The 20706-nt window shown below is 62.3% G+C and carries 16 protein-coding genes and 1 tRNA gene; 8 read left to right on the forward strand and 9 right to left on the reverse strand.

Translation table 11 applies throughout. From position 1 onward, the window contains the following. Positions 1-2: 2 nt before the first annotated feature. The 3 genes from ACH79_RS36260 to ACH79_RS36270 form a co-directional block, all read right to left on the reverse strand. On the reverse strand, positions 3-2777 hold the full coding sequence (locus ACH79_RS36260) for a hypothetical protein (RefSeq protein ID WP_161855209.1): 2775 nt from the start codon (positions 2775-2777) through the stop codon (positions 3-5). A gap of 55 nt (positions 2778-2832) precedes the next feature. Beyond that, the gene (locus ACH79_RS36265) at positions 2833-3312 is read right to left on the reverse strand and encodes a hypothetical protein (RefSeq protein ID WP_161855210.1); all 480 of its coding nucleotides are present in this window, start codon (positions 3310-3312) and stop codon (positions 2833-2835) included. Positions 3313-3429: 117 nt separating this feature from the next. Next, positions 3430-4047, reverse strand: a complete 618-nt coding sequence (locus ACH79_RS36270) for a sigma-70 family RNA polymerase sigma factor (protein ID WP_246738765.1) — start codon at positions 4045-4047, stop codon at positions 3430-3432. Between the two features lie 1096 nt (positions 4048-5143). Between ACH79_RS36270 and ACH79_RS43370 the strand changes: the two genes are divergently transcribed. The 3 genes from ACH79_RS43370 to ACH79_RS36280 all read left to right on the forward strand — a co-directional run bounded on the left by ACH79_RS43370 (position 5144) and on the right by ACH79_RS36280 (position 9379). Then, positions 5144-5344 carry a hypothetical protein gene (locus tag ACH79_RS43370; protein WP_202639106.1) on the forward strand — a complete coding sequence of 67 codons (201 nt, stop codon included), beginning with the start codon at positions 5144-5146 and terminating at the stop codon, positions 5342-5344. Positions 5345-5610: 266 nt separating this feature from the next. After that, positions 5611-6861 (forward strand): HlyD family efflux transporter periplasmic adaptor subunit, encoded by a 1251-nt coding sequence (locus tag ACH79_RS36275; RefSeq protein WP_161855211.1) that lies wholly within the window; start codon positions 5611-5613, stop codon positions 6859-6861. A 4-nt stretch (positions 6862-6865) separates the two neighbouring features. Continuing rightward, entirely contained in the window at positions 6866-9379 is a 2514-nt protein-coding gene (locus ACH79_RS36280) for a peptidase domain-containing ABC transporter (protein ID WP_161855212.1), read from the forward strand. A gap of 694 nt (positions 9380-10073) precedes the next feature. Here the strand turns inward: ACH79_RS36280 and ACH79_RS36285 are convergent. Together ACH79_RS36285 and ACH79_RS36290 are read right to left on the reverse strand one after the other, a co-directional pair. Next, positions 10074-10158, reverse strand: a tRNA-Leu gene (locus tag ACH79_RS36285). A gap of 106 nt (positions 10159-10264) precedes the next feature. Then, complete coding sequence (locus ACH79_RS36290; RefSeq protein ID WP_057835618.1) at positions 10265-10507, reverse strand: FliM/FliN family flagellar motor switch protein; 243 nt, start codon at positions 10505-10507, stop codon at positions 10265-10267. Positions 10508-10571: 64 nt separating this feature from the next. Here ACH79_RS36290 and lipB point away from each other — a divergent pair, with 64 nt between their 5' ends. Both lipB and ACH79_RS36300 read left to right on the forward strand, forming a co-directional pair. Beyond that, entirely contained in the window at positions 10572-11300 is a 729-nt protein-coding gene (gene lipB / locus ACH79_RS36295; protein WP_161855213.1) for a lipoyl(octanoyl) transferase LipB, read from the forward strand. A gap of 240 nt (positions 11301-11540) precedes the next feature. Next, positions 11541-12254 carry a DNA helicase gene (locus ACH79_RS36300; RefSeq protein ID WP_161855214.1) on the forward strand — a complete coding sequence of 238 codons (714 nt, stop codon included), beginning with the start codon at positions 11541-11543 and terminating at the stop codon, positions 12252-12254. A gap of 90 nt (positions 12255-12344) precedes the next feature. Here the strand turns inward: ACH79_RS36300 and ACH79_RS36305 are convergent, their stop codons facing one another. Continuing rightward, entirely contained in the window at positions 12345-12773 is a 429-nt protein-coding gene (locus ACH79_RS36305) for a 4-oxalocrotonate tautomerase family protein (protein ID WP_161855215.1), read from the reverse strand. 117 nt (positions 12774-12890) lie between these two features. Between ACH79_RS36305 and ACH79_RS36310 the strand changes: the two genes are divergently transcribed. Together ACH79_RS36310 and ACH79_RS36315 are read left to right on the forward strand one after the other, a co-directional pair. Next, on the forward strand, positions 12891-13745 hold the full coding sequence (locus ACH79_RS36310; protein WP_161855216.1) for a LysR family transcriptional regulator: 855 nt from the start codon (positions 12891-12893) through the stop codon (positions 13743-13745). An 82-nt stretch (positions 13746-13827) separates the two neighbouring features. Further along, positions 13828-15351, forward strand: a complete 1524-nt coding sequence (locus ACH79_RS36315; protein WP_161855217.1) for a PAS domain-containing sensor histidine kinase — start codon at positions 13828-13830, stop codon at positions 15349-15351. 454 nt (positions 15352-15805) lie between these two features. Here ACH79_RS36315 and ACH79_RS36320 read toward each other — a convergent pair whose 3' ends face one another. The 3 genes from ACH79_RS36320 to ACH79_RS36330 are packed head-to-tail and all read right to left on the reverse strand — an operon-like array spanning position 15806 to position 18489. Next, the gene (locus ACH79_RS36320) at positions 15806-17242 is read right to left on the reverse strand and encodes a TIGR01777 family oxidoreductase (protein WP_161855218.1); all 1437 of its coding nucleotides are present in this window, start codon (positions 17240-17242) and stop codon (positions 15806-15808) included. Beyond that, positions 17239-17904, reverse strand: a complete 666-nt coding sequence (locus ACH79_RS36325; protein WP_161855219.1) for a DUF4166 domain-containing protein — start codon at positions 17902-17904, stop codon at positions 17239-17241. The genes ACH79_RS36320 and ACH79_RS36325 overlap by 4 nt, the downstream gene beginning before the upstream one ends. A gap of 27 nt (positions 17905-17931) precedes the next feature. Further along, positions 17932-18489 (reverse strand): GbsR/MarR family transcriptional regulator, encoded by a 558-nt coding sequence (locus ACH79_RS36330; protein ID WP_161855220.1) that lies wholly within the window; start codon positions 18487-18489, stop codon positions 17932-17934. A 241-nt stretch (positions 18490-18730) separates the two neighbouring features. Here ACH79_RS36330 and ACH79_RS36335 point away from each other — a divergent pair, with 241 nt between their 5' ends. Next, positions 18731-20680: a diguanylate cyclase gene (locus ACH79_RS36335; RefSeq protein ID WP_161855221.1), complete on the forward strand. Its 1950-nt coding sequence runs from the start codon at positions 18731-18733 to the stop codon at positions 20678-20680. Positions 20681-20706 lie beyond the last annotated feature (26 nt).

Here is a 20706-nt window from a genome sequence, read left to right on the forward strand (position 1 = left end):
CGCTATAGGATAGCAAGTTCAGGGTCTGTTGGCTGATTCGTATCTACGATCTCGGGAGGCGGCGGCGCAGTGTCAGACGCCGACGCGGCGTCGGCCGAAGACCCCGTATCCTGCGGGGGAACTGCGCTGTCGCTGCTAAGATTAACACCGTAATCGGTGTACTCGGTTCCGGTATGCAGAGCATTTTCTGGTGGCGGTGGCTCATCGTTCAGGGCGATCACGTCGCCTGAGGGCTCATCGACCGGCGCTGCATTCGCAGCGTCGCTGGCCACGGTCCCGGTGTCGGCCGGATCTGACACGTCGCTGGCCGGATCGCTCACGCCGGCAGCGGTTGTCGTCGGCGCCGGCTCGGTCGTCTCAACCGGCGCCGCATCCGCAGCGTCGCTCGCCACGGTCCCGGTGCCGGCCGGATCTGACACGTCGCTGGTCGGATCGCTGACGGTGGCAGCGGTTGTCGTCGGTGCCGGCTCGGTCGTCTCAACCGGCGCCGCATCCGCAGCGTCGCTCGCCACGGTCCCGGTGCCGGCCGGATCTGACACGTCGCTGGTCGGATCGCTGACGGTGGCAGCGGTTGTCGTCGGTGCCGGCTCGGTCGTCTCGACCGGCGCCGCATCCGCAGCGTCGCTGGCCACGGTCCCGGTGTCGGCCGGAACTGACACGTCGCTGGTCGGATCGCTCACAGCGGCAGCTGCTTCCGTGAGCACCGGCTCGGTCGTCCCAACGACCGGCGCCGCGTCCGCAAGAGTGTCGCTGGCCATGGTCCCGGCGTTGGCCGGATCTGAAACGTCGCTGGCCGAATCGCTCACGGCGGCAGCTGTTGTCGTGAGCACCGGCTCGGTCGTCTCAACGACCGGCGCCGCATCCGCAAGAGTGTCGCTGACTGCACTTGCCGGTTGTGCCACGTCACCGGCCACCGGCGCGATCGTAGCGCCGGGGTCATCGGTCAGCGTCGCCGCGCTGTCGGTCACGGTCGCCAGCACCGGCTGCGCGGCCGCCTCGACCGGCGCAATCGTGGCGCCGACGTCATCGGTCAGCGTCGCCGCGCTGTCGGTCACCGTCGCCAGCACCGGCTGCACCGCCGCCGCGGCCGGCGCGATCGTCGTGGCGCCGACGTCATCGGTCAGCGTCGCCGCGCTGTCGGTCATCGTCGCCAGCACCGGCTGCGCCGCCGCCGCGACCGGGGCAATCGTTTCGCCGACGTCATCGGTCAGCGTCGCCGCACTGTCGGCCACCGTCGCCAGCACCGGCTGCGCCGCCGCTTCGACCGGCGCAATCGTGGCGCCGACGTCATCGGTCAACATCGCCGCGCTGTCGGCCACCGTCGCCAGCACCGGCTGCACCGCCGCCGCGACCGGCGCAATCGTGGCGCCGACGTCATCGGTCAACATCGCCGCGCTGTCGGCCACCGTCGCCAGCACCGGCTGCGCCGCCGCTTCGACCGGCGCAACCGTGCCATCATGGCTCAGCGTGACCACGCTGTCGGTCACCGTCGCCAGCACCGGCTGCACCGCCGCCGCGGCCGGCGCGATCGTGGTTTCGCCGACGTCATCGGTCAGCGTCGCCGCGCTGTCGGTCACCGTCGCCAGTACCGGCTGCACCGCCGCCTCGACCGGCGCGATCGTGGCGCCGACGTCATCGGTCAGCATCGCCGCGGTGTCGGTCACCGTCGCCAGCACCGGCTGCACCGCCGCCGCGGCCGGCGCGATCGTGGTTTCGCCAACGTCATCGGTCAGCGTCGCCGCGCTGTCGCTCACCGTCGCCAGCACCGGCTGCGCGGCCGCCGCGACCGGCGCAATCGTGGCGCCGACGTCATCGGTCAGCGTGCCCACGCTGTCGGTCACCGTCGCCAGCACCGGCTGCACCGCCGCCGCGGCCGGCGCGATCGTGGTTTCGCCAACGTCATCGGTCAGCGTCGCCGCACTGTCGGTCACCGTCGCTAGCACCGGCTGCGCCGCCGCTTCGACCGGCGCAACCGTGCCATCCACGTCATGGCTCAGCGTGCCCACGCTGTCGGTCACCGTCGCCAGCATCGGCTGCACCGCCGCCGCGACCGGCGCGATCGTGGCGCCGACGTCATGGGTCAGCGTGCTTACGGTGTTGGTCTCCGTCGCGAGCACCGGCGGCGCCTCAACCGGCATGATCCCACCCACCACGTCATTGCTGAGACCGCCGACAGCTCCAAGCAGGGGAACGAAGCCGATCATCGACGGGCTGAAAGAGTAGCACGTTGGACTGAGCGGATTCGCGCTTTGACCCACCCTGCATTTGAGTGCCTCCGGGGTGGGAATCCGCTGATAGCGGGTTGACGGAACTATCTTCGAGTGAGGTGTGAGCGTTAAAATGGCGGGGCTCGGCATCATCGCCGTCCCCTCGGCGGCGACAGCTTCGCTGCGGGCGGCACTCGGCTTGAGCGCATCGTCATGCGGCTGCGCCAAAAGCCCGGTCGAATCGAACTGGGTCGCACGCGCCTCCGACGACGCGACGGGCCTTTTGGCCGTCTCATCCTCTGCGCCCGTTTTCGAAGGATCAATCGCCGGCAGATGGTCATTCGCCTCCTGCGGCGCGGCGCCTGCCTGAGCCGTTTTGACGACCTCCTGCTCGGCCGCCGCGGATTTGAAAATGCCGACAAGAAACTCGTCGCAGGCAGTCAGCGGGGCAATGAAGAACGACCAAGTCAAGAAATTGAAAGAGCCCGATCGCTTGTCCGCACGCTGCACCGCAGCTTCGAAGATTTTCCGCTCTTGTTCGAACAGTTCGCGTTTTTCCACTTCGATCATGACTGCCGCCCTTCTTCTCGTTCGAATCAGAAACTACTCTCGCGTATTCGGCACATCAGGCGTCCGTGTCGTGCGACGTGTCCGGCGCCACATCGCAATGCCCTACGTCGAAGTGATCCGCAGGGCCCATCTGGCCGATGGCGTATTCGAGCGCGTCGTCGGACGACATCGAAGCGAGCGCGACCTGCATGTCACCCGAATGATCCGGACCATGCGAGCCGAAATCACCATGTGAGAAGTCGACCTTGGCAAGCGCTTCACCTGGGCTTCGATAGGTGTCGCCCTTGCCGTAGTCGTCGGATGGCTTGGCGTCGGAATAGTCGTTCTGCGCCTGCCAGGCGTCGTTCTTGGCGTCCTTCCAGCCACCATCTTGCTTGGAGTAGTCCTCGCGACCCCTGTGATCGTCATTCCACTTGGAGTTCTCGCCGTTGCCGCGGTCGTCGAGCGTGGTTGAGTCGCATTCCTCGCGTGGGACGCCGATTCCCGGAATCTTTGCCAGTCCGAAAATGCTCGTGACCCAGCTCAGGATAGACATGGTTTCGCTCCTAGCTTCGGGTTTGCGACGCGCCATGCCTTGTCCGGGTCACGGCGCCCTCACCCTATTGTCGCCGACGCGCCACGATGGATGCAGCGCGCAAAACAAAATCACGCCTCATTCGAGCTGCCGGCGCATGGCCACCAGCTCTCTCCGGATCCAGGCCTTGACCGTTCCGACCGGAACCCGGAGGTATTGGGCGATCTCCTCATGCGTGCGCCCATCGATGATCGCCAGAAGCAGGCTCGCGCGGCGCTTTGGCTCGAGTTGATCGAGCATCGTCCGTAACGTCATGCTGTCCGGGATGCCCGACGCGGGGTTCGGTGCCGTCCGTTCACGTTCGCAGATGGCGTTCAGCGTGTAGTCCTCGAGCGCGAGTTCCCGCCTAGCATTCTTCTGCATCCTGAGTGCTGTGTGGCGGACGATCGCGTAGATCCAGCCCCGCGCGGATCCGCGTGCAGGGTCGAAGTCTTTGGCGCATCGGAGAATCTGCGCGAATGCATCGTGAATGACGTCCTCCGCGCGCGACCTGTCGTGGACAATCCGGTGCGCCACCGCGCGTAACTTGTCCTTCTCCCGGGCATAGATCTCCCCGACGGCAAACTGCGACCCGGCGGCGCACTCGATTAGCGCCGCTTCATAATTGAAAGCCGTCTCGCAATCACGATATGTGTCAGCCTGCACTGCGCTGGAGAAAGAAGCTTCATGGGTGAAGCACGCGCGTTGGTGGGGCACGGTACGCAACCCCTATTCCGTGCAAGGCAATACTGATGACTTGCACTTTTCCGAGTGCACAATGAACGGGTGATTAAACTCAAGTCAGGGCTCTACTTCATTCATTAAAAATTGTTTCGATCTGCCCCATCACAAAGGCGTGACGTCCTCATCAGACCGGAACGTCACATTCTCTCGCCGCGCAATCCGCGGTGAGCCTGCCTTACTCGTTGCACGCAATGCACGTGATTCTGCCTTGGCGAGTTTCGGCATCGCAGTACCGATCGACGATGTAGTTGACGGACTTCAAAACGCGAATTGCAGTGATCTTGACGCGATCTCTTCGAGATCAAGCCGCATTCTAAATGACAAGCGTCATTCCTCATCCGCAAACTTTGCGCGACGTTGCATCCAGATTGGCGGATTCCGACTAGAGGTGGAGGGCTCAGCGCCATCAACACCGAACGAGGGTAACAAGCAGAAACAACTCCGTTGGCAGCCTACTTCCCCTCTTGCACGAAGACACCATCGACGAACGGAGCAGCGACGGTACGATCATCATCTGCGGAGCGGAAGCAAGTGGGCAAGAGCAACGCCCTGTTACCGCGCGATTGCAACGGCGCTGTGACTCTAGCCCCGCGTCGAAGCTGTGCGCTTCATGCCCGACCTCAATGCGCCTGGGGGTACATCATCTGCGATATCGCGCTGGATCTGCGATATCGCGCTGGCCCACGATGCGGTGAGCCGTTCGCAGCGGCAAGGCGCTTCCTGTCTGTAAATCATTCTCTAATGCAATCTTTTACTCTTCTGCGCGTGCCCGCAGATCCTCTCTATATCTACTCACGCCATGCAGCGTGCGGGCGAAAGGTTGGCACCTGCGCATGCGAGCGCGCTTGGTGCCGAACCTGTCAATGGAAGATCTCGACCTGCAGCGTGGAGACGACAAGAACGTTGGCTGCCTCCGCGGATGGCATAGCAATAGATAAGAAGCGAGCGCCTAGCGATGCCGCACAGAAAAAGTTTGTGCGAAGTGCATCCAGATCGGCGTCGTGCGACTAGCTATAACGTGGCAGCAGTTACGGCCATATCCCGCCACTCACATCGAAAGGAGACCAACATGGAGAAGATGGAAAAGTTTACTCACCCTATCGAGCTGTCTGATCAGGAGCTCGATCTGGTTGCGGCTGGCTCAGGCTGCTGCAGAGGAGGAAACACGAACAATGGCGGCATCGGCGGCCTCATCGGCATCGGCTTCCTCAACGATAACAACGTCGCGGTTCAGGTTGGTTTTGGAAACGTAGCCGTCCAAAAAACGTAGCCACCCAATCTGCTCGTACCCTGGGCGGTGCACCGCCCAGGGACGAGCGGAGTGAGCCACAATGAGCTCCAACTCTGCCGCACTGCCGACGCAGGTCAGTTTCTTTCGGCCCGATGCGGGGGGGCGAACCCGCCTTCCCCGTACGAGGAGCGGTTCTCCAACGCATTGTGCGGTACCCATCCGTGGCGCAGCGGAGGATATCAGGCGGAGAGCGGCGTAAATTGACGAACGAAACGTAACCAACGAAACGTAACCAAGGTGCGTTCATGGCGACACGGCCAGCTCTATTTCGCCAGGAAGCAATTGACTTTCTGCATCAACGCCACAGCTGGGGCGAGGTCGTATCGCTGCAGCCGATATCGAGCATGATCCTCAGCTGGACTCTTGCGGGCCTTGTTGCATTCATTTTGGTTTTTATCTCCATCGCTCAATACGCGCGCAAGGAAACCGTCACCGGCTATCTAACTCCGACCCTCGGAACGGCCAAAATTTTGGTGCCGCAACAGGGTTTCATCAATGAACTCCACGTCAAGGAGGGTCAGGAGGTTGCCGAGGGCGACCCGCTCCTGACCATAGTCACTTCCCAAATCAGCGCCAACGGCGATGACGTCAATGCCGCCGTTCTCGCAGCGCTGGCGCGGCAACGCGAGGTGATCGAGCGACAGATCGCTGCGGAAGAGCGCCGGACCGCTTCGGAACACGAGCGCCTCGCTTCTACAGCCAAGGGAATCGAGGGGGAGATTGCCCAACTCGAGGACCAGCGCAACATACAAAACGAACGGCTGAAGCTTTCCGAAAGTTTTGTATCGACCGGCGCCACGCTAATCGCGAAGGGAGCGTTGCCTGCCGTCGAATTGAAGCGCCGCGAGCAGGCGGCGCTCGAACAAGCGCAGAACTTGGCGTCGCTCGATCAGCAGATCACTGTACGACGCACCCAATTGACTGATGCTCGGCATACGCTCGAACAACTTCCGACCGTTGCCGCAGAACGGACTCGCGTACTGCGTGGCGATCTCTCCTGGATCGAACAACGCACCGCCGAGGTGGACGGACGGCGGGCCTACGTTATCAAGGCGCCGACGAGTGGGCGCGTGTCTACGCTGCAGGCGACCGTCGGCAAGGTCGCTGATCCGAAGCATATGCAGCTCGAAATCATCCCACTTGATTCGACCTTACAGGCGGAGCTGTTCTTCCCGACGCGCGCGTCCGGATTCGTGCGCCCCGGCCAGCAGGTCAGGATACTTTACGATGCATTTCCCTATCAGAAATTCGGCACCTACCGCGGCACCGTGGCAAAAGTCTCTCACACGATCCTGACCGGCAATGATGCTACTGGGCCGATCACTCTCAAAGAGCCGGCGTACCGCGTGACTGTGCTTCCCGAGCGGCCCGACATCGATGCCTATGGGCGCAAGATGTCGCTTCAGCCAGGCATGCTGCTCAAGGCCGACGTGATCCTTGAGCAGCGCTCGCTGATGCAGTGGCTGCTTGACCCGATGCTGAGCGCAAGGATGTAGCTTCATGCAGGGACTGTTGAATTTCAGCGGACGCGGGTTCCTCCCGGTCATCAGGCAGACAGAGGCAGCCGAATGCGGGCTGGCATGCCTTGCCATGGTAGCGTTCTATCATGGCCGTCGAACTGACATGAATAGCCTGCGGCGGCGGTACGCAGTCTCGCTGAAGGGTGTCACTCTTCGCGACCTCATGGAGATAGCGGCTCACCTGGGCCTGGCATGCCGGCCGCTGCGAATCGAGGTTGACCATCTGAGCCAACTGCGTCTCCCAGCTATCCTGCACTGGGACATGGATCATTTCGTTGTCCTGAAGGCGTGCAAGAAACACGGGATCGTGGTTCACGATCCCGCCGCCGGCGAGAAATGGTTTCCCATCACCGAGGCATCGAGACATCTCACTGGAGTCGTACTTGAACTCTCACCCAGTGAAGGGTTCTGCTGCACAGACCAGAGAGTGCGATTACCGTTCTCAGCATTCTGGAGCGGAATGAGGGGAAACTCTCATGTCTTAGCGCAAATATTGGTTCTCTCGGTGGTCATCGAGATCCTTATCCTCGCCGCTCCTTTCTACATGCAGCTCACGGTAGATGAGGTCATCGCCAGAGGCGACGTCGATCTTCTGCTCGTACTCGGACTTGGCTTCGCGCTACTCGTCTTGATCAAAGTCGCGTCGACCGCGGCCCGCTCGTTCATTGTTCTTCTTCTGCAGAACACGCTCAGCTTTCAGATCGGCGCCCGGCTGTTTCACCATCTGGTGCGTTTGCCCCTCTCATTTTTCGAAAAGCGGCACATCGGCGACATCCTGTCGCGCTTCGGCTCGATCGAGCCCATCCGCAACATGCTCGCGGAGGGACTGATCACGGGCTTGATCGACGGTCTCATGTCGGTGTTGATGCTGGCGTTGATGTTCGCATACAGCGTCCAGCTCGGATTCGTTGTCCTGCTCGCGTTCGCGCTGTACGCCGCTTTGCGACTAGCTCTCTTCAGGATATTCCGACAACGGAGCGAAGCGGCCATTCACAGCAAGGCACAGGAAGACTCCAACTTCATCGAAACCGTGCGGGCGGTGCAGAGCCTGAAGCTGCTCAACCGAGAGAACGAGCGGGAGAGCCAGTGGCTGAACCGCTATGCTGAGTACGTAAATGCCAACGTGCGGCTAGGCCGGGCGAGGATCAGCTTCAAAGCCATCAACGACACGATATACGGCCTGGAGAACGTAATCACAATCTACCTCGCCGCTCGCCTCGCACTAGACAACCTTATCACGGTTGGCATGATATTCGCGTTCGTCAGCTACAAGCTGCAGTTCGCCGAACGGACAGCGCTGCTAATCGAGAAGCTGGTTGACCTGCGGATTCTCGGACTGCACTTGGAGCGCCTCGCCGACATTGCGCTCACCCCCTTAGAGCGGGGACACGACCAGGATCTGTCGTTTGTGCGACCGATCCGCGGCTCGATCGAGCTGCGCAACGTGTGCTTCCGTTATGCAGAAGCAGAGCCTCTGATTCTTAACAACGTCAATCTGTGCGTTGCTCCGGGACAATTCGTGACGATCATGGGACCTTCCGGCTGCGGCAAGACAACTCTAGTCAAGATTATGCTTGGGCTGCTCGAGCCAACGAGCGGGGAGGTCCTGATCGACGGCCTTCCATTGGGCCAGATCGGACCGCGCGCTTATCGCGAACACATTGGCGCGGTCATGCAGGAGGATCAATTGCTGTCAGGATCCATTGCCGACAACATCTGCTTTTTTGAGACGACATTCGATCGGCAATGGATGATCGAGTGTGCGCAGATTGCCGGCATCCACGACGATATCATGGCAATGCCGATGAGCTACAACAGCCTCATCGGTGACATGGGAAGCTCATTATCCGGCGGGCAGAAACAGCGAGTACTGCTTGCGCGCGCGCTCTATCGCCGACCAAAGATCCTGTTTCTGGACGAGGGCACAGCACATCTGGACACCGACAAGGAAAAAGAAATCAATGCCAATCTCCAGCATCTAAATATGACTCGTGTGAGCATAGCACACCGACCCGAAATCTCCCACGGAGCGGATATGATCATCCGTCTTTCCAGGGCGGCCCAGCCCTTTCAGGTCGGAGTTTCAGGCGGCACACCAGCAGCGCCGCCTGCGCGCGATGCTGGTCACACCGGGTTTGCCGCCGAAGATGCGAAATCGACCAAGCTCGCCCAGGGCCACGACGAATGCTCCGATGGCGGCCGTAAAGGCGACTATTCGAAGCAGGCCGGTAAGATCGACTACTCAAAAGACGGCAAGGGCGAGGACTTTAAGCACGATGGTGGCTGGAAGGACGCCAAGAACGGCGACGGCCTGCCGCAGAAGGACTATTGCGGCCCGAAGCCGCCCGACGACTGCGAAAAGGGCGGCATGTATCGTAACCCCGGTGAAGCGCTGGCCAAGCTCGACTTCTCACATGGTGATTTCGGCTCGCGCTCTCCGGATCACTCGGGTGATATCCAGGGCTCGGCGCGTCGCAATGCGGGTCGTTCGTAGGAATTTCCTGCGTGCTGCGCATAGCCAAATCTCCGCGACGGTGCATCAGATGGTCGCCTTCCGATTAGAAGCAACATGGCAGCCGCTACAGCAGGCTGGCGCGCCGGGTGGCCGGAAGCAGCGGTGGACACCCAACAGCACACCCTGCGCGGGGGCCGCGCCTTGCCTGATGTGCAGTTCCAGAACTAACCGCCGCAGCGAACATCAAGCTTAACGCATGAGTTTCGTTGCGGGCGATCAGAACACGCATAGCGTAGCTCGAGTCGCGCAGGATCCCCCCGCCCTAAGGCGCAGGGGACGGTTCGCCACAGAATCTCCCCACGCGAAAGCTTGCAACTGCTGCGCGGGATCGAGGAAATCCTGATGGAGGGCGCGTCGGCAGGCTGCGGCACCCTAACCGTGTGTCCTTTGACGGAAACGCAGCTCGGGAGGCCGCGTAGTCGCTCACGGATGAGAGTAGAGCCCGTCGATTTCTACGCTGGGCTACGCCACTGCCCCCTCGTGAGCAGATGGTGGTTTTTCCTTCGCGGGGCGTTGGTTCAAATAAAGATGTAACGACCACAAGAGCAGGCGTGATCAAGACGCGAGATCAAACAGGGAAGATTTGACCAAACAAAGCACCAACATTCGCTGCGAGTAACAATGTGGGAGTAAAAATAGCGAAAATGCTTTTCGCAACAATGGGTTATTGCCTTGGTGCGCTCGGAGGGACTCGAACCCCCACGATGTTACTCACTGCCACCTCAAGGCAGCGCGTCTACCAATTCCGCCACGAGCGCTTGGGATACCGGCTGGAGCGAAGCAGCCCGCCGGATCAACGGCGCCGATGTAACAAATCAGGGATGCAGGGACAAGGCAGTTTTGCGACCGAATAACTACGAATAACTACCTGACATCAGGGGATTTCGGCAGCATTTGCTTGACTTCGACCGCGATACGGTTGCGATCCACCAGCACCACGCCGGAGGCCACCGGCAGGTTGTTGGCGAGGATCTTGACCTCGTCCTGCTCGGTGGCGTCCAGTTCGATGATGGCGCCGCGGGAAAGCCGCATCACCTGGTGGATGGGCATGGTCGTGGTGCCGAGCACCACCATGAGATCGACGCTGACTTTATCGAGGGTGGCCACTTCTGAACCGCCAAAGGGGGACTAAATGGGTGTGGTTCCCACCTGACCACGTTATGGTTAGCCAATGGTTAATGACCGCCAAAGCCTTGATTTGACGACATTCGCGCTAGCCCAGGGCGGCGGCGAGGTCGAATGGCGGATTTCCGAAGGCCCGGTGCCCTACCCCGATTCCGTGACCGAAATGGAGGTACGCGCGGCCGATATCGCCGACGGCAAGGCGGCCGAACTGGTCTGGCTGCTGGAACATCCCCCGCTCTACACCTCAGGCACCAGCGGCAAGCAAGCCGACCTGCTCGACCCACGATTCCCGCTGTTCACCACCGGCCGTGGCGGCCAGCTTACCTATCACGGACCCGGCCAGCGGGTGGCTTATGTGATGCTCGACCTCAAGCGGCGGCGGCCCGACGTGCGCGCCTATGTGGCCGGCCTCGAAGAATGGATCATCCGCACGCTCGACGCCTTCAACGTCCGCGGCGAGCGCCGCGAGGATCGCGTCGGCGTCTGGGTGAGGCGACCCGACAAGGGCACAGACTACGAGGACAAGATCGCTGCGATCGGCGTGCGGCTGCGGCGCTGGGTCTCGTTCCACGGCATCGCCATCAATGTCGAGCCGAACCTGTCGCATTTTTCCGCGATCGTGCCCTGCGGCGTCGTCGATCCGCGTTACGGCGTCACCTCGCTGGTCGATCTCGGCCTGCCCGTCACGATGGAGGATGTCGACGTCGCGCTGCGGCGGGCGTTCGAGGACGTGTTCGGCGCCACCGGCGCACGCCTGCCCGAAGCGACGACGTAATTTTATCGCGCGCAGCCCAGCTCAAGCTTGATCCAGATCCGCGCTTTCCTGTTGGCACTCAGCCTCGCTTGTTCTCGGCAGGCGCGGATTGAGCTATATTTGATTCCGGTGCCGCCCACGCCTCCCCCCTCCATCGGGAAAGTAAACGTCATGCCGGGCGAATAGACTGTTGGGCCGACTGTTCGAGCGCCAGGCATAAGGAGGGGTTGCGATCATTGCTCGCAATGGGAGGTTCTCTCGATGAAATTGTCTGCACCAATCTATCATCTGAAGCGGAAGGCGAAGCTTCTTTCCCGCCAGCAAGGCATTCCGCTGCACGAAGCCCTTGACCGTATCGCGGTGGCCGAAGGTTTTGGCGCCTGGAGTTTGCTGGCCGCCAAGGCGGCCGCCGTGACGCCCGCCGGCAACCTATTTCCCCAGCTCAGACATGGAGACCTGCTGCTGGTTGGAGCCCGTCCGGGCCATGGCAAAACCCTGATGAGTCTCCAACTCGCCGTGGAAGCCATGAAATCGGGCCAACGAGGCGCGTTCTTCTCGCTGGAATACACCGAGAAGGAAGTGCTCGACCGTTTCCGTGCAATCGGCGTGGAGCCGGCGCAATTCGATGGGCTGTTCGAGTTCGATTGCTCCGACACCATCAGCGCCGATTACATCGTGAAGCGAATGGCCGGCGCGCCGCGCGGGACCCTCGTGGTCGTCGACTATCTGCAGCTCCTCGATCAGCGCCGTGAAAACGCTGACCTGATGATTCAGGTTCGCACGCTGAAGTCATTTGCGCGCGACCAAGGCTTGATCGTCGTCATTATCTCTCAAATTGATAGGTCATACGATCCTTCGATCAGGTCCTGTCCCGATCTCAGGGATGTCCGGTTGCCAAACCCGCTGGATTTAAAGCTGTTCGACAAGACGTGCTTCCTGAACAACGGCGAAGTTCAGTTCCAGGCAGCTAGCTGACGCGGCTGATTCAAGTCGCGGGCGATGTTATTCGCCCGCGACTTTGCCTGACCGCCGCTCGCATGGTGCTCGCGCAGGATCGCGCGGACTTCACGCCGCCGCCTTCCGCGGCGCGACCTCCAGCTTGCCGGCGATATAACGGCGCTCCTGGGTCAGCCCACCGAAGCCGTAGGCATCGCCCTTCACTTCGTCGACATGGGCGTAGCTCTCTTCATGCAGCGGCCCGAGCAGCTCGCCCATGCGCTGGAACAGCGCGGCGAGATAGGCAGCCTTCTCGTCCTTGGTGTTGGTGCCCTCGCTGACATGAACGTCGAGCCAGAAGCTGGCGAGACTCTGCTCGGCGAGCGATTGACCGCCGGCGAACCAGTCGGCGGCGTCGACCGCCTTCACGATAACGGCAGTGACCTTGGGATCCTTGCGCAGGATTCGCGCGGTGAGGTCGCTGACGGCGGACGCAATCTCCGCCTTCAGGGACGGTGCCTTGCGAGCGCTGGAATAGGTGACGGTAATGAGCGGCATGGTCGTTCTCCTCTGAGCATTGGCGCGTCCATCGCGCCTCCCCTCATCTAGACCGCAGACCGTCATTTTGGTATCTTATCTATATTCATAGCTGTGATAACAGATCATGATGATGATATGAGCACGCTGGATATCGACACGGTGCAGGCGTTCCTGCTTGTCGCCGAACTGCAAAGCTTCACCCGCGCCGCCGAGGCGCTCGGTACCACGCAGGCCGCGATCAGTATGAAGCTGCAGCGGCTGGAGAGCGTGGTCGGCAAGCGGCTGGTCGAGCGCTCGCCGCGCGCGGTGACGCTGACCGCCGAGGGCGCCGCCTTCCTGCCGCACGCCCGCGCCCTGATCGAAGCGCATGACCGCGCGCTGTCGGGCGAGAAGCCCGCGCGCCAGCAATTGTCGCTGGGGATATCCGATCACGCCGCGGGTCCGGAACTGGTGCCGCTGCTCGAGCGGCTGCATGCGATGTCGTCGCAGCTGGCACTTTCCGTGACCATCGGCTTTTCGCGCCAGATGCTGAATGCCTACGATGCCGGCGAACTCGACGCCGTGGTGGTGCGGCAGGAAGGTAGCCGCCGCGGCGGCGAGAAGCTGACCGAGGACGAATTCGGCTGGTTCGCCGCCAAGCGGCTTGTCTGGCGCCGCGGCGAGACGTTGCCTTTGGCGATGCTGGCCCCGCCCTGCGGCGTGCGCGCGATCGCCGTCCGCGCCCTGGACAAGGCCGGCATGGCCTGGAGCGAAAGCTTTGTCGGCGGCGGCGTTACCGCCGTGGCCGCGGCAGCCCTGGCCGGCCTTGCGGTCGCGCCGTTAGCCCGACGGATCGCGCCGCCGGGGCTGGTCGACATCGGGCCGGCCCAAGGCCTGCCGCGCCTCGCCTCCTCGAAGGTGATGCTGCATTCGAAGGTCAGCGATCCCGCCAAGCTCGCGGCGTTGCGGACACTGGCGGCGACGTTCAGAAGCGTGGTTGTAGCGCGGTAATCCACCGTTTCGTTAAAAAAGCCAAAAGCCCTGGAACCAATTGCCTTGCCGAGCGTTTGCGCCAGTTAAACGGGCAGTCGGGATGTCGAAAAAAGATCAGCCGCAGCAAAGGGATCTATTCGAGAGCGAACGTAATTTCCGACTCCTGGTTGAAGGTGTTGCCGACTACGCGCTTTACATGCTGGACCCGACCGGCCAGGTCACAAGCTGGAACATCGGTGGCCAGCGGATCAAGGGCTATGCGCCCGATGAAATCATCGGGCAGCATTTCTCCCGCTTCTACACTGACGTCGACCGCGCCAACGGCAAGCCGCTGCGAGCCTTGCGCATTGCCCGGGAACAGGGCCGCTACGAGGAAGAAGGCTGGCGCGTGCGCAAGGACGGCACGTTCTTCTGGGCCAGCGTCATTATCGACCCCATCTACGAGGATGGCAGGCTCGTCGGCTTCGCCAAGATCACCCGCGACATTACCGAGCGCCACGAAGCCCAGCTCAAGCTGGACCAGATGCATCAGCAGCTCGCGGAATCGCAGAAGCTCGATGCGCTCGGCCAACTGACCGGAGGCGTCGCACACGATTTCAACAATCTCCTGATGATCATCAGCGGCAGTCTTCACACGCTGAAGAAGACGGTGGGCAACGAACCCAAGTCCCAGCGAGCGATATCGGCGATCGAAGGGGCGACCAAGCGCGGCGCCTCCCTCACCAGTCAGCTACTGACATTCGCGCGGCGGCAGAGCGTCAATCCGCAGGCCGTAGACGTCGCGGAACGGATCGATGCAATGCGCGAGGTGCTCGATAGCGGTGTCGGCAGCGCGGTGAAGCTGCAATTCGAAATCGCTCACGGCGTGTGGCCAGTCATGGTCGACATTGCGGAATTCGAGACGGCGCTGGTCAATCTTGTCATTAACGCGCGCGACGCCATGACCGGCGGCGGCGTCATCACGATATCGGCGCGCAACGAACGGTCCGGCGGCGAGGCCGCGGAAGGCGAGTACGTTGCGATCTCGGTGGCAGACACCGGCACCGGTATCGCGCCCGACGTGCTCGGCAAGATCTTCGATCCCTTCTTCACCACCAAGCCAATCGGCAAGGGCACCGGTTTGGGGCTGTCGCAGGTTCACGGCTTCGCCCACCAGGCCGGCGGCACGGTCAGGGTGGCGAGCGAGCTCGGCAGGGGCACCAGGATCACGATCCTGCTGCCGCGAAAGGAAGAGGCCATCGCGGCCGAGGACGTCGATGCGGTCGAAGCCGGCGGAAGCGGTATCGTGCTGCTGGTGGAGGACAATCCTGACGTCGCGGCCGTCAGCACCGGCCTGCTTGAACAGCTCGGCTACACCGTTCGCAGGGTGGCGAATGCCGAAGCAGCGCTGCGCGAAATCGAGCTCGATGGAATCGACCTCGTCTTTTCCGACATAGTGATGCCCGGCAAGATGGATGGTCTCGGCCTCGCCCGTCACCTGAAGGCTGTCAGGCCCAGACTGCCGATCCTGCTGACCAGCGGCTACAGCGACGCCGCGCTAAGCGTGCGCGGCGATTTTCCTATCCTGCGCAAGCCCTACGAGATCCACGAACTTAGCCAGGCGATCGCGAAACTGCCGCGGTAATGGCGCTACTGGAGATCGCCGGGCTCGTTGCGATCCCGGCCAGCATGCCTTCCCGCGATCAACCAGTAGGCCAGCCCGGCCCCAATCCGGCCGCAGCGAAAAGCCAACTAGACCCCACCGGCCATGGCATGCCGCCACCGCGAACAGAACGCCTTCGCCAAATAGGCCTGCTGCAGTGCCGGCTCCACCGAAGAATAAGAGAGAGCGGATCCGAAATCTCTCGCTCAGCCAGATCGCTGCGCTGGCGGGAATACCGCTCAACACTACCGTCAGATGGCAGCCGTCACAAGGACTGAAATGCTCGCGCCCATTGTGCTGAAAAACATCGTGCCGCGCGGAACGACGAGGAGGAGGAGCAGGAATGCGTAGATGAAGGCGGTTGCTATTCCGCACGCAGCGAGCCAGCCTCTGATTGGGCGCGAACCGCATGAGCACGCGTACATTTCCACCCTCCTCACAAGATCGCCTCGAACGCGCTGCGCAGCGTTTCATGGCGGAACACGAAGCCGTTGCTGAGCGCCTTGTTCGGCAGCACGCGCTGGCCGCCCAGCAGCAATTCACTGGCGAAGTCGCCGCCGACACGACGCAGCAGCGCGTCGGGAATGCGGAACAGCGCGGGGCGGCGCAGCCTTCGGCCGAGTTCTTCGGTGAATTTCAGATTAGTGACCGGGATCGGCGCGGTCGCATTGACCGGACCGGAAATCTCCGGATGCGCGATCACATGCGCGATCAGGCGGATCAAGTCGTCGCGCTCGATCCATGACATCCACTGCCGGCCCGAGCCGAGCGGCCCGCCGAGCCCGAATTCGAACGGCGTCAGCATCCGCGTGATGAAGCCGCCTTCGGTGCCGATCACGAGGCCGATCCGCAAACAGACCACGCGCACCCCATGCGCCTCCGCCGGACGCGCCGCGTTCTCCCAGGCGTCGCAGAGTTCATGGCTGAAGCAGGCATGGGACTTCGCTGACTCCGTCAGCACCTGATCCTGCCAGAGCCCGTACCAGCCGATCGCGGAGCCCGAGACCAGCACCGCCGGCTTGCGTTCGAGCCGAGCGATCAGGCGGACGACGTCGCCGGTCATGTTGATGCGGGAATCCAGAATCCTGCGGCGCTTGGCCTCGGTCCACAGCCCGTTGCCGATCGGCTCGCCCGCGAGATTGACGATCACATCGATACGGGCGTCGGCCGGAAGCTGATCGAGGCTCGTGATCAGCGTGATCGGCGGCGGCAGCATCTCGGCCTTCGCCGGATTTCGCACCAGCGCGATGACCTGATGCCCTGCCCCCGCCAGGCCTGCGACCAGGCGGCTGCCGATGAATCCGGTGGCGCCGGTGACCAGCACCGTCTGCCGCGCGGGCCATTTTTCGACCAGGCTTGCCGCCGGTGCAGCCGTCATGCGCGAAAGGCGCTTCGACGCTGAGAAATCGCGCAGGCCGCACAGCGCGGCGCCCACCGCTGCCGCCGCCGCGATCACGCTGAGCCAGCCCGCGTAGGCCGACTTGATTCCGGTCGGCTGCATCGCCCAGGAGATCAGGACCGGCAGCAGCAGCACCAGAATGGCGCCGTAATTGATCGCGAGCAGCGTGTGATTGATGCGCTCGCTGGCCGGCAATTTCCGGCTCATGTCTTCCTCGACGAAATCCATCAGCGTGATGATGATCTCGGCGACCAGCACCGCGATGACCAGCATGGCAAGAAGGCCGTGCACCTCCAGCCAGCCCAGCACCAGGAACAACAGCGCATAGAACATGTTGCGGACAGCATGGAGCTGCAGCTCGTAGCGCTGCGAGGGACGCCACGCCAGCCGCTCGGTCAGTTCGTGGTGATAGAACGTGTCGAACACGCCCATCACGACCTGAATGGCGATCAGGATCCAGAGCAGCGACGTCATGATGCGGCCTCCATGAACACGGCGGACTGACGAATGAGTTTGCCGAAGCGCGGGTGAACGATGTCGAGCGAGAAACGGAACGTGCCGCCGCCGAGATCGGAATGGGTGACGGTTAGATCGCCGGGCGTGAGCCAGGGCGGCAGCGGCACCCTCAACGGACCAATCTGCAGGGAGTAGCCGACGCTGCGAAACACCAGCGCTTCGTGCTCGACCGATATCAGCAGCGCCATGCTGACGCCGTAGCCGACATACTCCTCAAGGCCGGTCGGACCTGCAAAGCGCTTCGCGGAATGGATGACCTGCGGAAAGCCGTTGCTGCGTGCGCACATGCGGGTCCAGATCTGGCCGCCGCTCGCCGCGTCCTCGGTCACCGCCACGACCATCGGAACGCCGGTCTCGGCACCTGTCGGCAACGGCCCGCCGATCACCCGCGCGAGCTGCGCCAGCCACCAGCCTGCGCGGCTAAAACTCGCCTCCTCCACCGTGCCGACATAGACGACGGTTTCGCCGTCGGCAAAGCGCTTGGAAAAGCGCCGCCAGATCGCCAGCGGCAGACGGCCCCATTCCTCGTCGGGCAACAGATTGTGGAAGCGGCGGTCGTCGAGCAGGATGGTGGTCGAGGCAGGCGTTGCGGGAAACCTTGGTATTCTTGTAGACGCCATCACACGCTCCTGCTTGCCCCTCTGCCCCTACTTCGATTTCCCGACCGGCAAGAAGCTGACGATCTTCTCGCCAAGCTTGATCAGCGCGACCAGCCTCGGCCGCGGCACATGCAGCATCTGCGTGTACCAGCGGTCGACCAGTTCGGTGAAAGCCAGCATTTCCTTCAGCCGCTTGGCCGCGACCGGGCTGATGGTCGGATCATCGGCAGCGTCGGAAACGCAGGCCCGTAGCGCATCGATGGCGGGATCGATCTCGCGCTCCTTGCGGCCGGCGGCGATCCGCGCCGCCACTTCCCAGATGTCGGTTTCGGCCTCGAAATGATCGCGGCGGTCACCGAGGATCGGCACCCGGCGGATCAGATTCCAGGCCAGCAGCTCCTTGATCGAATTGGAGACGTTGGACCGCGCCATGCCGAGCGTCTCGGCGATATCTTCCGCGGTCATCGGCGCCTCGGCGAGGTACAGCAGACCATGGATCTGGCTGACGGAACGGTTGACGCCCCACTCGTCCCCCATGTCACCCCAGTGCAGGATGAACCGTTCGACGACGGCGGGGAGTTTCGTTTTGTCGGTCTTTTCTGTCATAACAGAAATATCTGATGGAACTGTGCAGATGTCAAGGGCGCTCGCGGCTGACATTTGCGGTTTAGGCTCCCGCCTTCTCGCCAAGGTTCGCCCGATAGGTTCCCTCGATGGAACCCGAGGGAAATGTCGGTTCCGTTATTTCCCGGGCCCGTCCGTTAACCCCTTCGGCACCGATCGCGCCTTAGATTCACCCCTCGCGCGTCGCCGGCAACGAGATCAGGCGCGGACATCAAGGCGAGGAATGCCCCATCGAAATCCTCCAGACCCCGGCGGGCCGCTGCGGCGGTTAACGTCGACGGCCGTCGTCATCATCTTTGCGCTGGTCATGACCGCCTGCGTCCTCGGCGTCATGGCCTGGAAGGCGTTCGACGCCAAGAAGGCGGCGCTGACGAGCGGCAGCTCCGACATTCAAAACCTCGCTCATTCGCTGGCAGAGCACGCCTCGCACACCATTCAGTCGGTCGATATCGCGATGACGGGAATGGTGGACCTGCTGAAATACCGAGACCCCGAGCCTGACAGGTTCAACCGATACCTGGCCGAAACGGCGAAAACGCTGCCCCAGTTGCGGAGGATCGGCGTCTCGGATGCCAAGGGCAACTGGACCTATTCGTCGTTGGCGGAGATGCCGCGCCATACCATCTCGGACCGCAACTATTTCGTCTACCATCGCGATACACCGGACAACGCGCTTCGGATCAGCGAGCTGCTGCAGTCCCGGGTCGACGATCGATCCTCCATGATCGTTGTCTCGAAACGTATCACCAAGCTCGACGGCAGCTTCGGCGGGGTCGTCGCCGCGGCGATCGACAAGGATTATTTCAACGGCTTTTACCGGACATTCCAGCTCGGCCCGGACGGCGGCATCAGCCTGATACGGAATGACGGTACGCTCCTGATACGCTGGCCGCTGTCGGACAAGAGCACGAACCTGTCCAAGACCGACCTGTTCTCGAAGCATCTCAAGCTGAGCTCTGTCGGATATTACAAGATCATCTCGCCGTTCGACGGCGTCGTGAAGCACCTCGGCTATGAGGAGACGCGCAACTACCCGATGGTGGTCACCGTCGCCATGTCGGAAGACTGGCTGCTTTCGGAATGGTGGAAGACCTTGCGCACCGACGTCATCGTCGCCGGTGTGCTCTTGTGCATGATCCTGATGCTGGCGGCGCTGCTTGCATTGCAATTCCGCTTCCGCAGCAGGACCGAGCGCGCGCTGCGCGAGCGCGAGGCGCATTATCGGCTGCTCGCCGACAATATCGCCGACATCATCATCGTGATCGATGCCCGCAGCGTGCTCCGTTATGTTTCCCGTTCCGTCGAGCCGGTGCTTGGGCTGCAGGCGACGAATCTGGTGGGAAAATCATGCTTCGACCTGGTCCATCCCGAGGACCGCGAGAGCGTTATGCAGGCGACCACGCGGCTTAGTGGTGTCGGTAGCGTCAGCACGGTGGTGTTCCGGCACTATCGCGGCGACGGAACGCTGGCGTGGGTCGAGAGCAAATTCAAGCTGGCATCGGAGACTAGCGATCCCAAGCAAATCGAATTTCTTTGCGTCATCCGCGATGTCACCGAACGCAAGCGGATGGAGGACGAACTGACCCAGCTTAACCGCCGGCTCACCCAGCTCGCCGCGACCGACGGGCTGACCGGGCTGACCAATCGCCGCACCCTCGACAGCTTCCTGCGGCGCGAATACGAAGCCTGCGAAGAAATTTCGGTGCTGCTGTTCGATATCGACAATTTCAAGGGCTATAACGACACCTACGGACACCAGGCCGGCGACCGTTGCCTGCAGGCCGTTGCGAAAACCATTGGCGACGCGACCGCCAACACGTCGGGCCTGTCCGCGCGGTATGGCGGCGAGGAATTCGCGGTCGTATTGCCGAACACCTCGGAAGACGAGGCCTTGAAGGTTGCCGAATCCGTCCGGCTAACGGTCCGGGCGCTGGGCATACCCAACACGGCCTCGAGCCGCGGCTACATCACCATCAGCGCAGGCGTCGCCGCCAAGACCCGCTCGACGCTCGACGAGGCGGCGCTGGTTGGAGAAGCCGACACCGCGCTCTACGAGGCCAAGCGCCTCGGCCGCAATCGCAGCATGGTGCATTCCTCAATCGATCTGCGATATGTCGAGAGCGGCTCCATCCAGCACGATGGCGAAATCGCACCGCGCGAACGGACGCATTAGCGCGCCCCCTGCAGCAACGTCCACGT

This window comes from Bradyrhizobium sp. CCBAU 051011, from assembly GCF_009930815.1.
Classification (GTDB): Bacteria; Pseudomonadota; Alphaproteobacteria; order Rhizobiales; family Xanthobacteraceae; genus Bradyrhizobium.

What these genes read in the sequence shown, in the direction of transcription:
- ACH79_RS36260 (WP_161855209.1), bottom strand. Translation starts at nt 2,777, where the DNA reads ATGATCGAAGTGGAAAAACGCGAACTGTTCGAACAAGAGCGGAAAATC.
- ACH79_RS36300 (WP_161855214.1), top strand. Translation starts at nt 11,541, where the DNA reads ATGAAATTGTCTGCACCAATCTATCATCTGAAGCGGAAGGCGAAGCTT.
- ACH79_RS36320 (WP_161855218.1), bottom strand. Translation starts at nt 17,242, where the DNA reads ATGACGTCGCTGCTCTGGATCCTGATCGCCATTCAGGTCGTGATGGGC.
- lipB (WP_161855213.1), top strand. Translation starts at nt 10,572, where the DNA reads ATGGTTAATGACCGCCAAAGCCTTGATTTGACGACATTCGCGCTAGCC.
- ACH79_RS36305 (WP_161855215.1), bottom strand. Translation starts at nt 12,773, where the DNA reads ATGCCGCTCATTACCGTCACCTATTCCAGCGCTCGCAAGGCACCGTCC.
- ACH79_RS36310 (WP_161855216.1), top strand. Translation starts at nt 12,891, where the DNA reads ATGAGCACGCTGGATATCGACACGGTGCAGGCGTTCCTGCTTGTCGCC.
- ACH79_RS36280 (WP_161855212.1), top strand. Translation starts at nt 6,866, where the DNA reads ATGCAGGGACTGTTGAATTTCAGCGGACGCGGGTTCCTCCCGGTCATC.
- ACH79_RS43370 (WP_202639106.1), top strand. Translation starts at nt 5,144, where the DNA reads ATGGAGAAGATGGAAAAGTTTACTCACCCTATCGAGCTGTCTGATCAG.
- ACH79_RS36330 (WP_161855220.1), bottom strand. Translation starts at nt 18,489, where the DNA reads ATGACAGAAAAGACCGACAAAACGAAACTCCCCGCCGTCGTCGAACGG.
- ACH79_RS36275 (WP_161855211.1), top strand. Translation starts at nt 5,611, where the DNA reads ATGGCGACACGGCCAGCTCTATTTCGCCAGGAAGCAATTGACTTTCTG.
- ACH79_RS36315 (WP_161855217.1), top strand. Translation starts at nt 13,828, where the DNA reads ATGTCGAAAAAAGATCAGCCGCAGCAAAGGGATCTATTCGAGAGCGAA.
- ACH79_RS36265 (WP_161855210.1), bottom strand. Translation starts at nt 3,312, where the DNA reads ATGTCTATCCTGAGCTGGGTCACGAGCATTTTCGGACTGGCAAAGATT.
- ACH79_RS36335 (WP_161855221.1), top strand. Translation starts at nt 18,731, where the DNA reads ATGCCCCATCGAAATCCTCCAGACCCCGGCGGGCCGCTGCGGCGGTTA.
- ACH79_RS36325 (WP_161855219.1), bottom strand. Translation starts at nt 17,904, where the DNA reads ATGGCGTCTACAAGAATACCAAGGTTTCCCGCAACGCCTGCCTCGACC.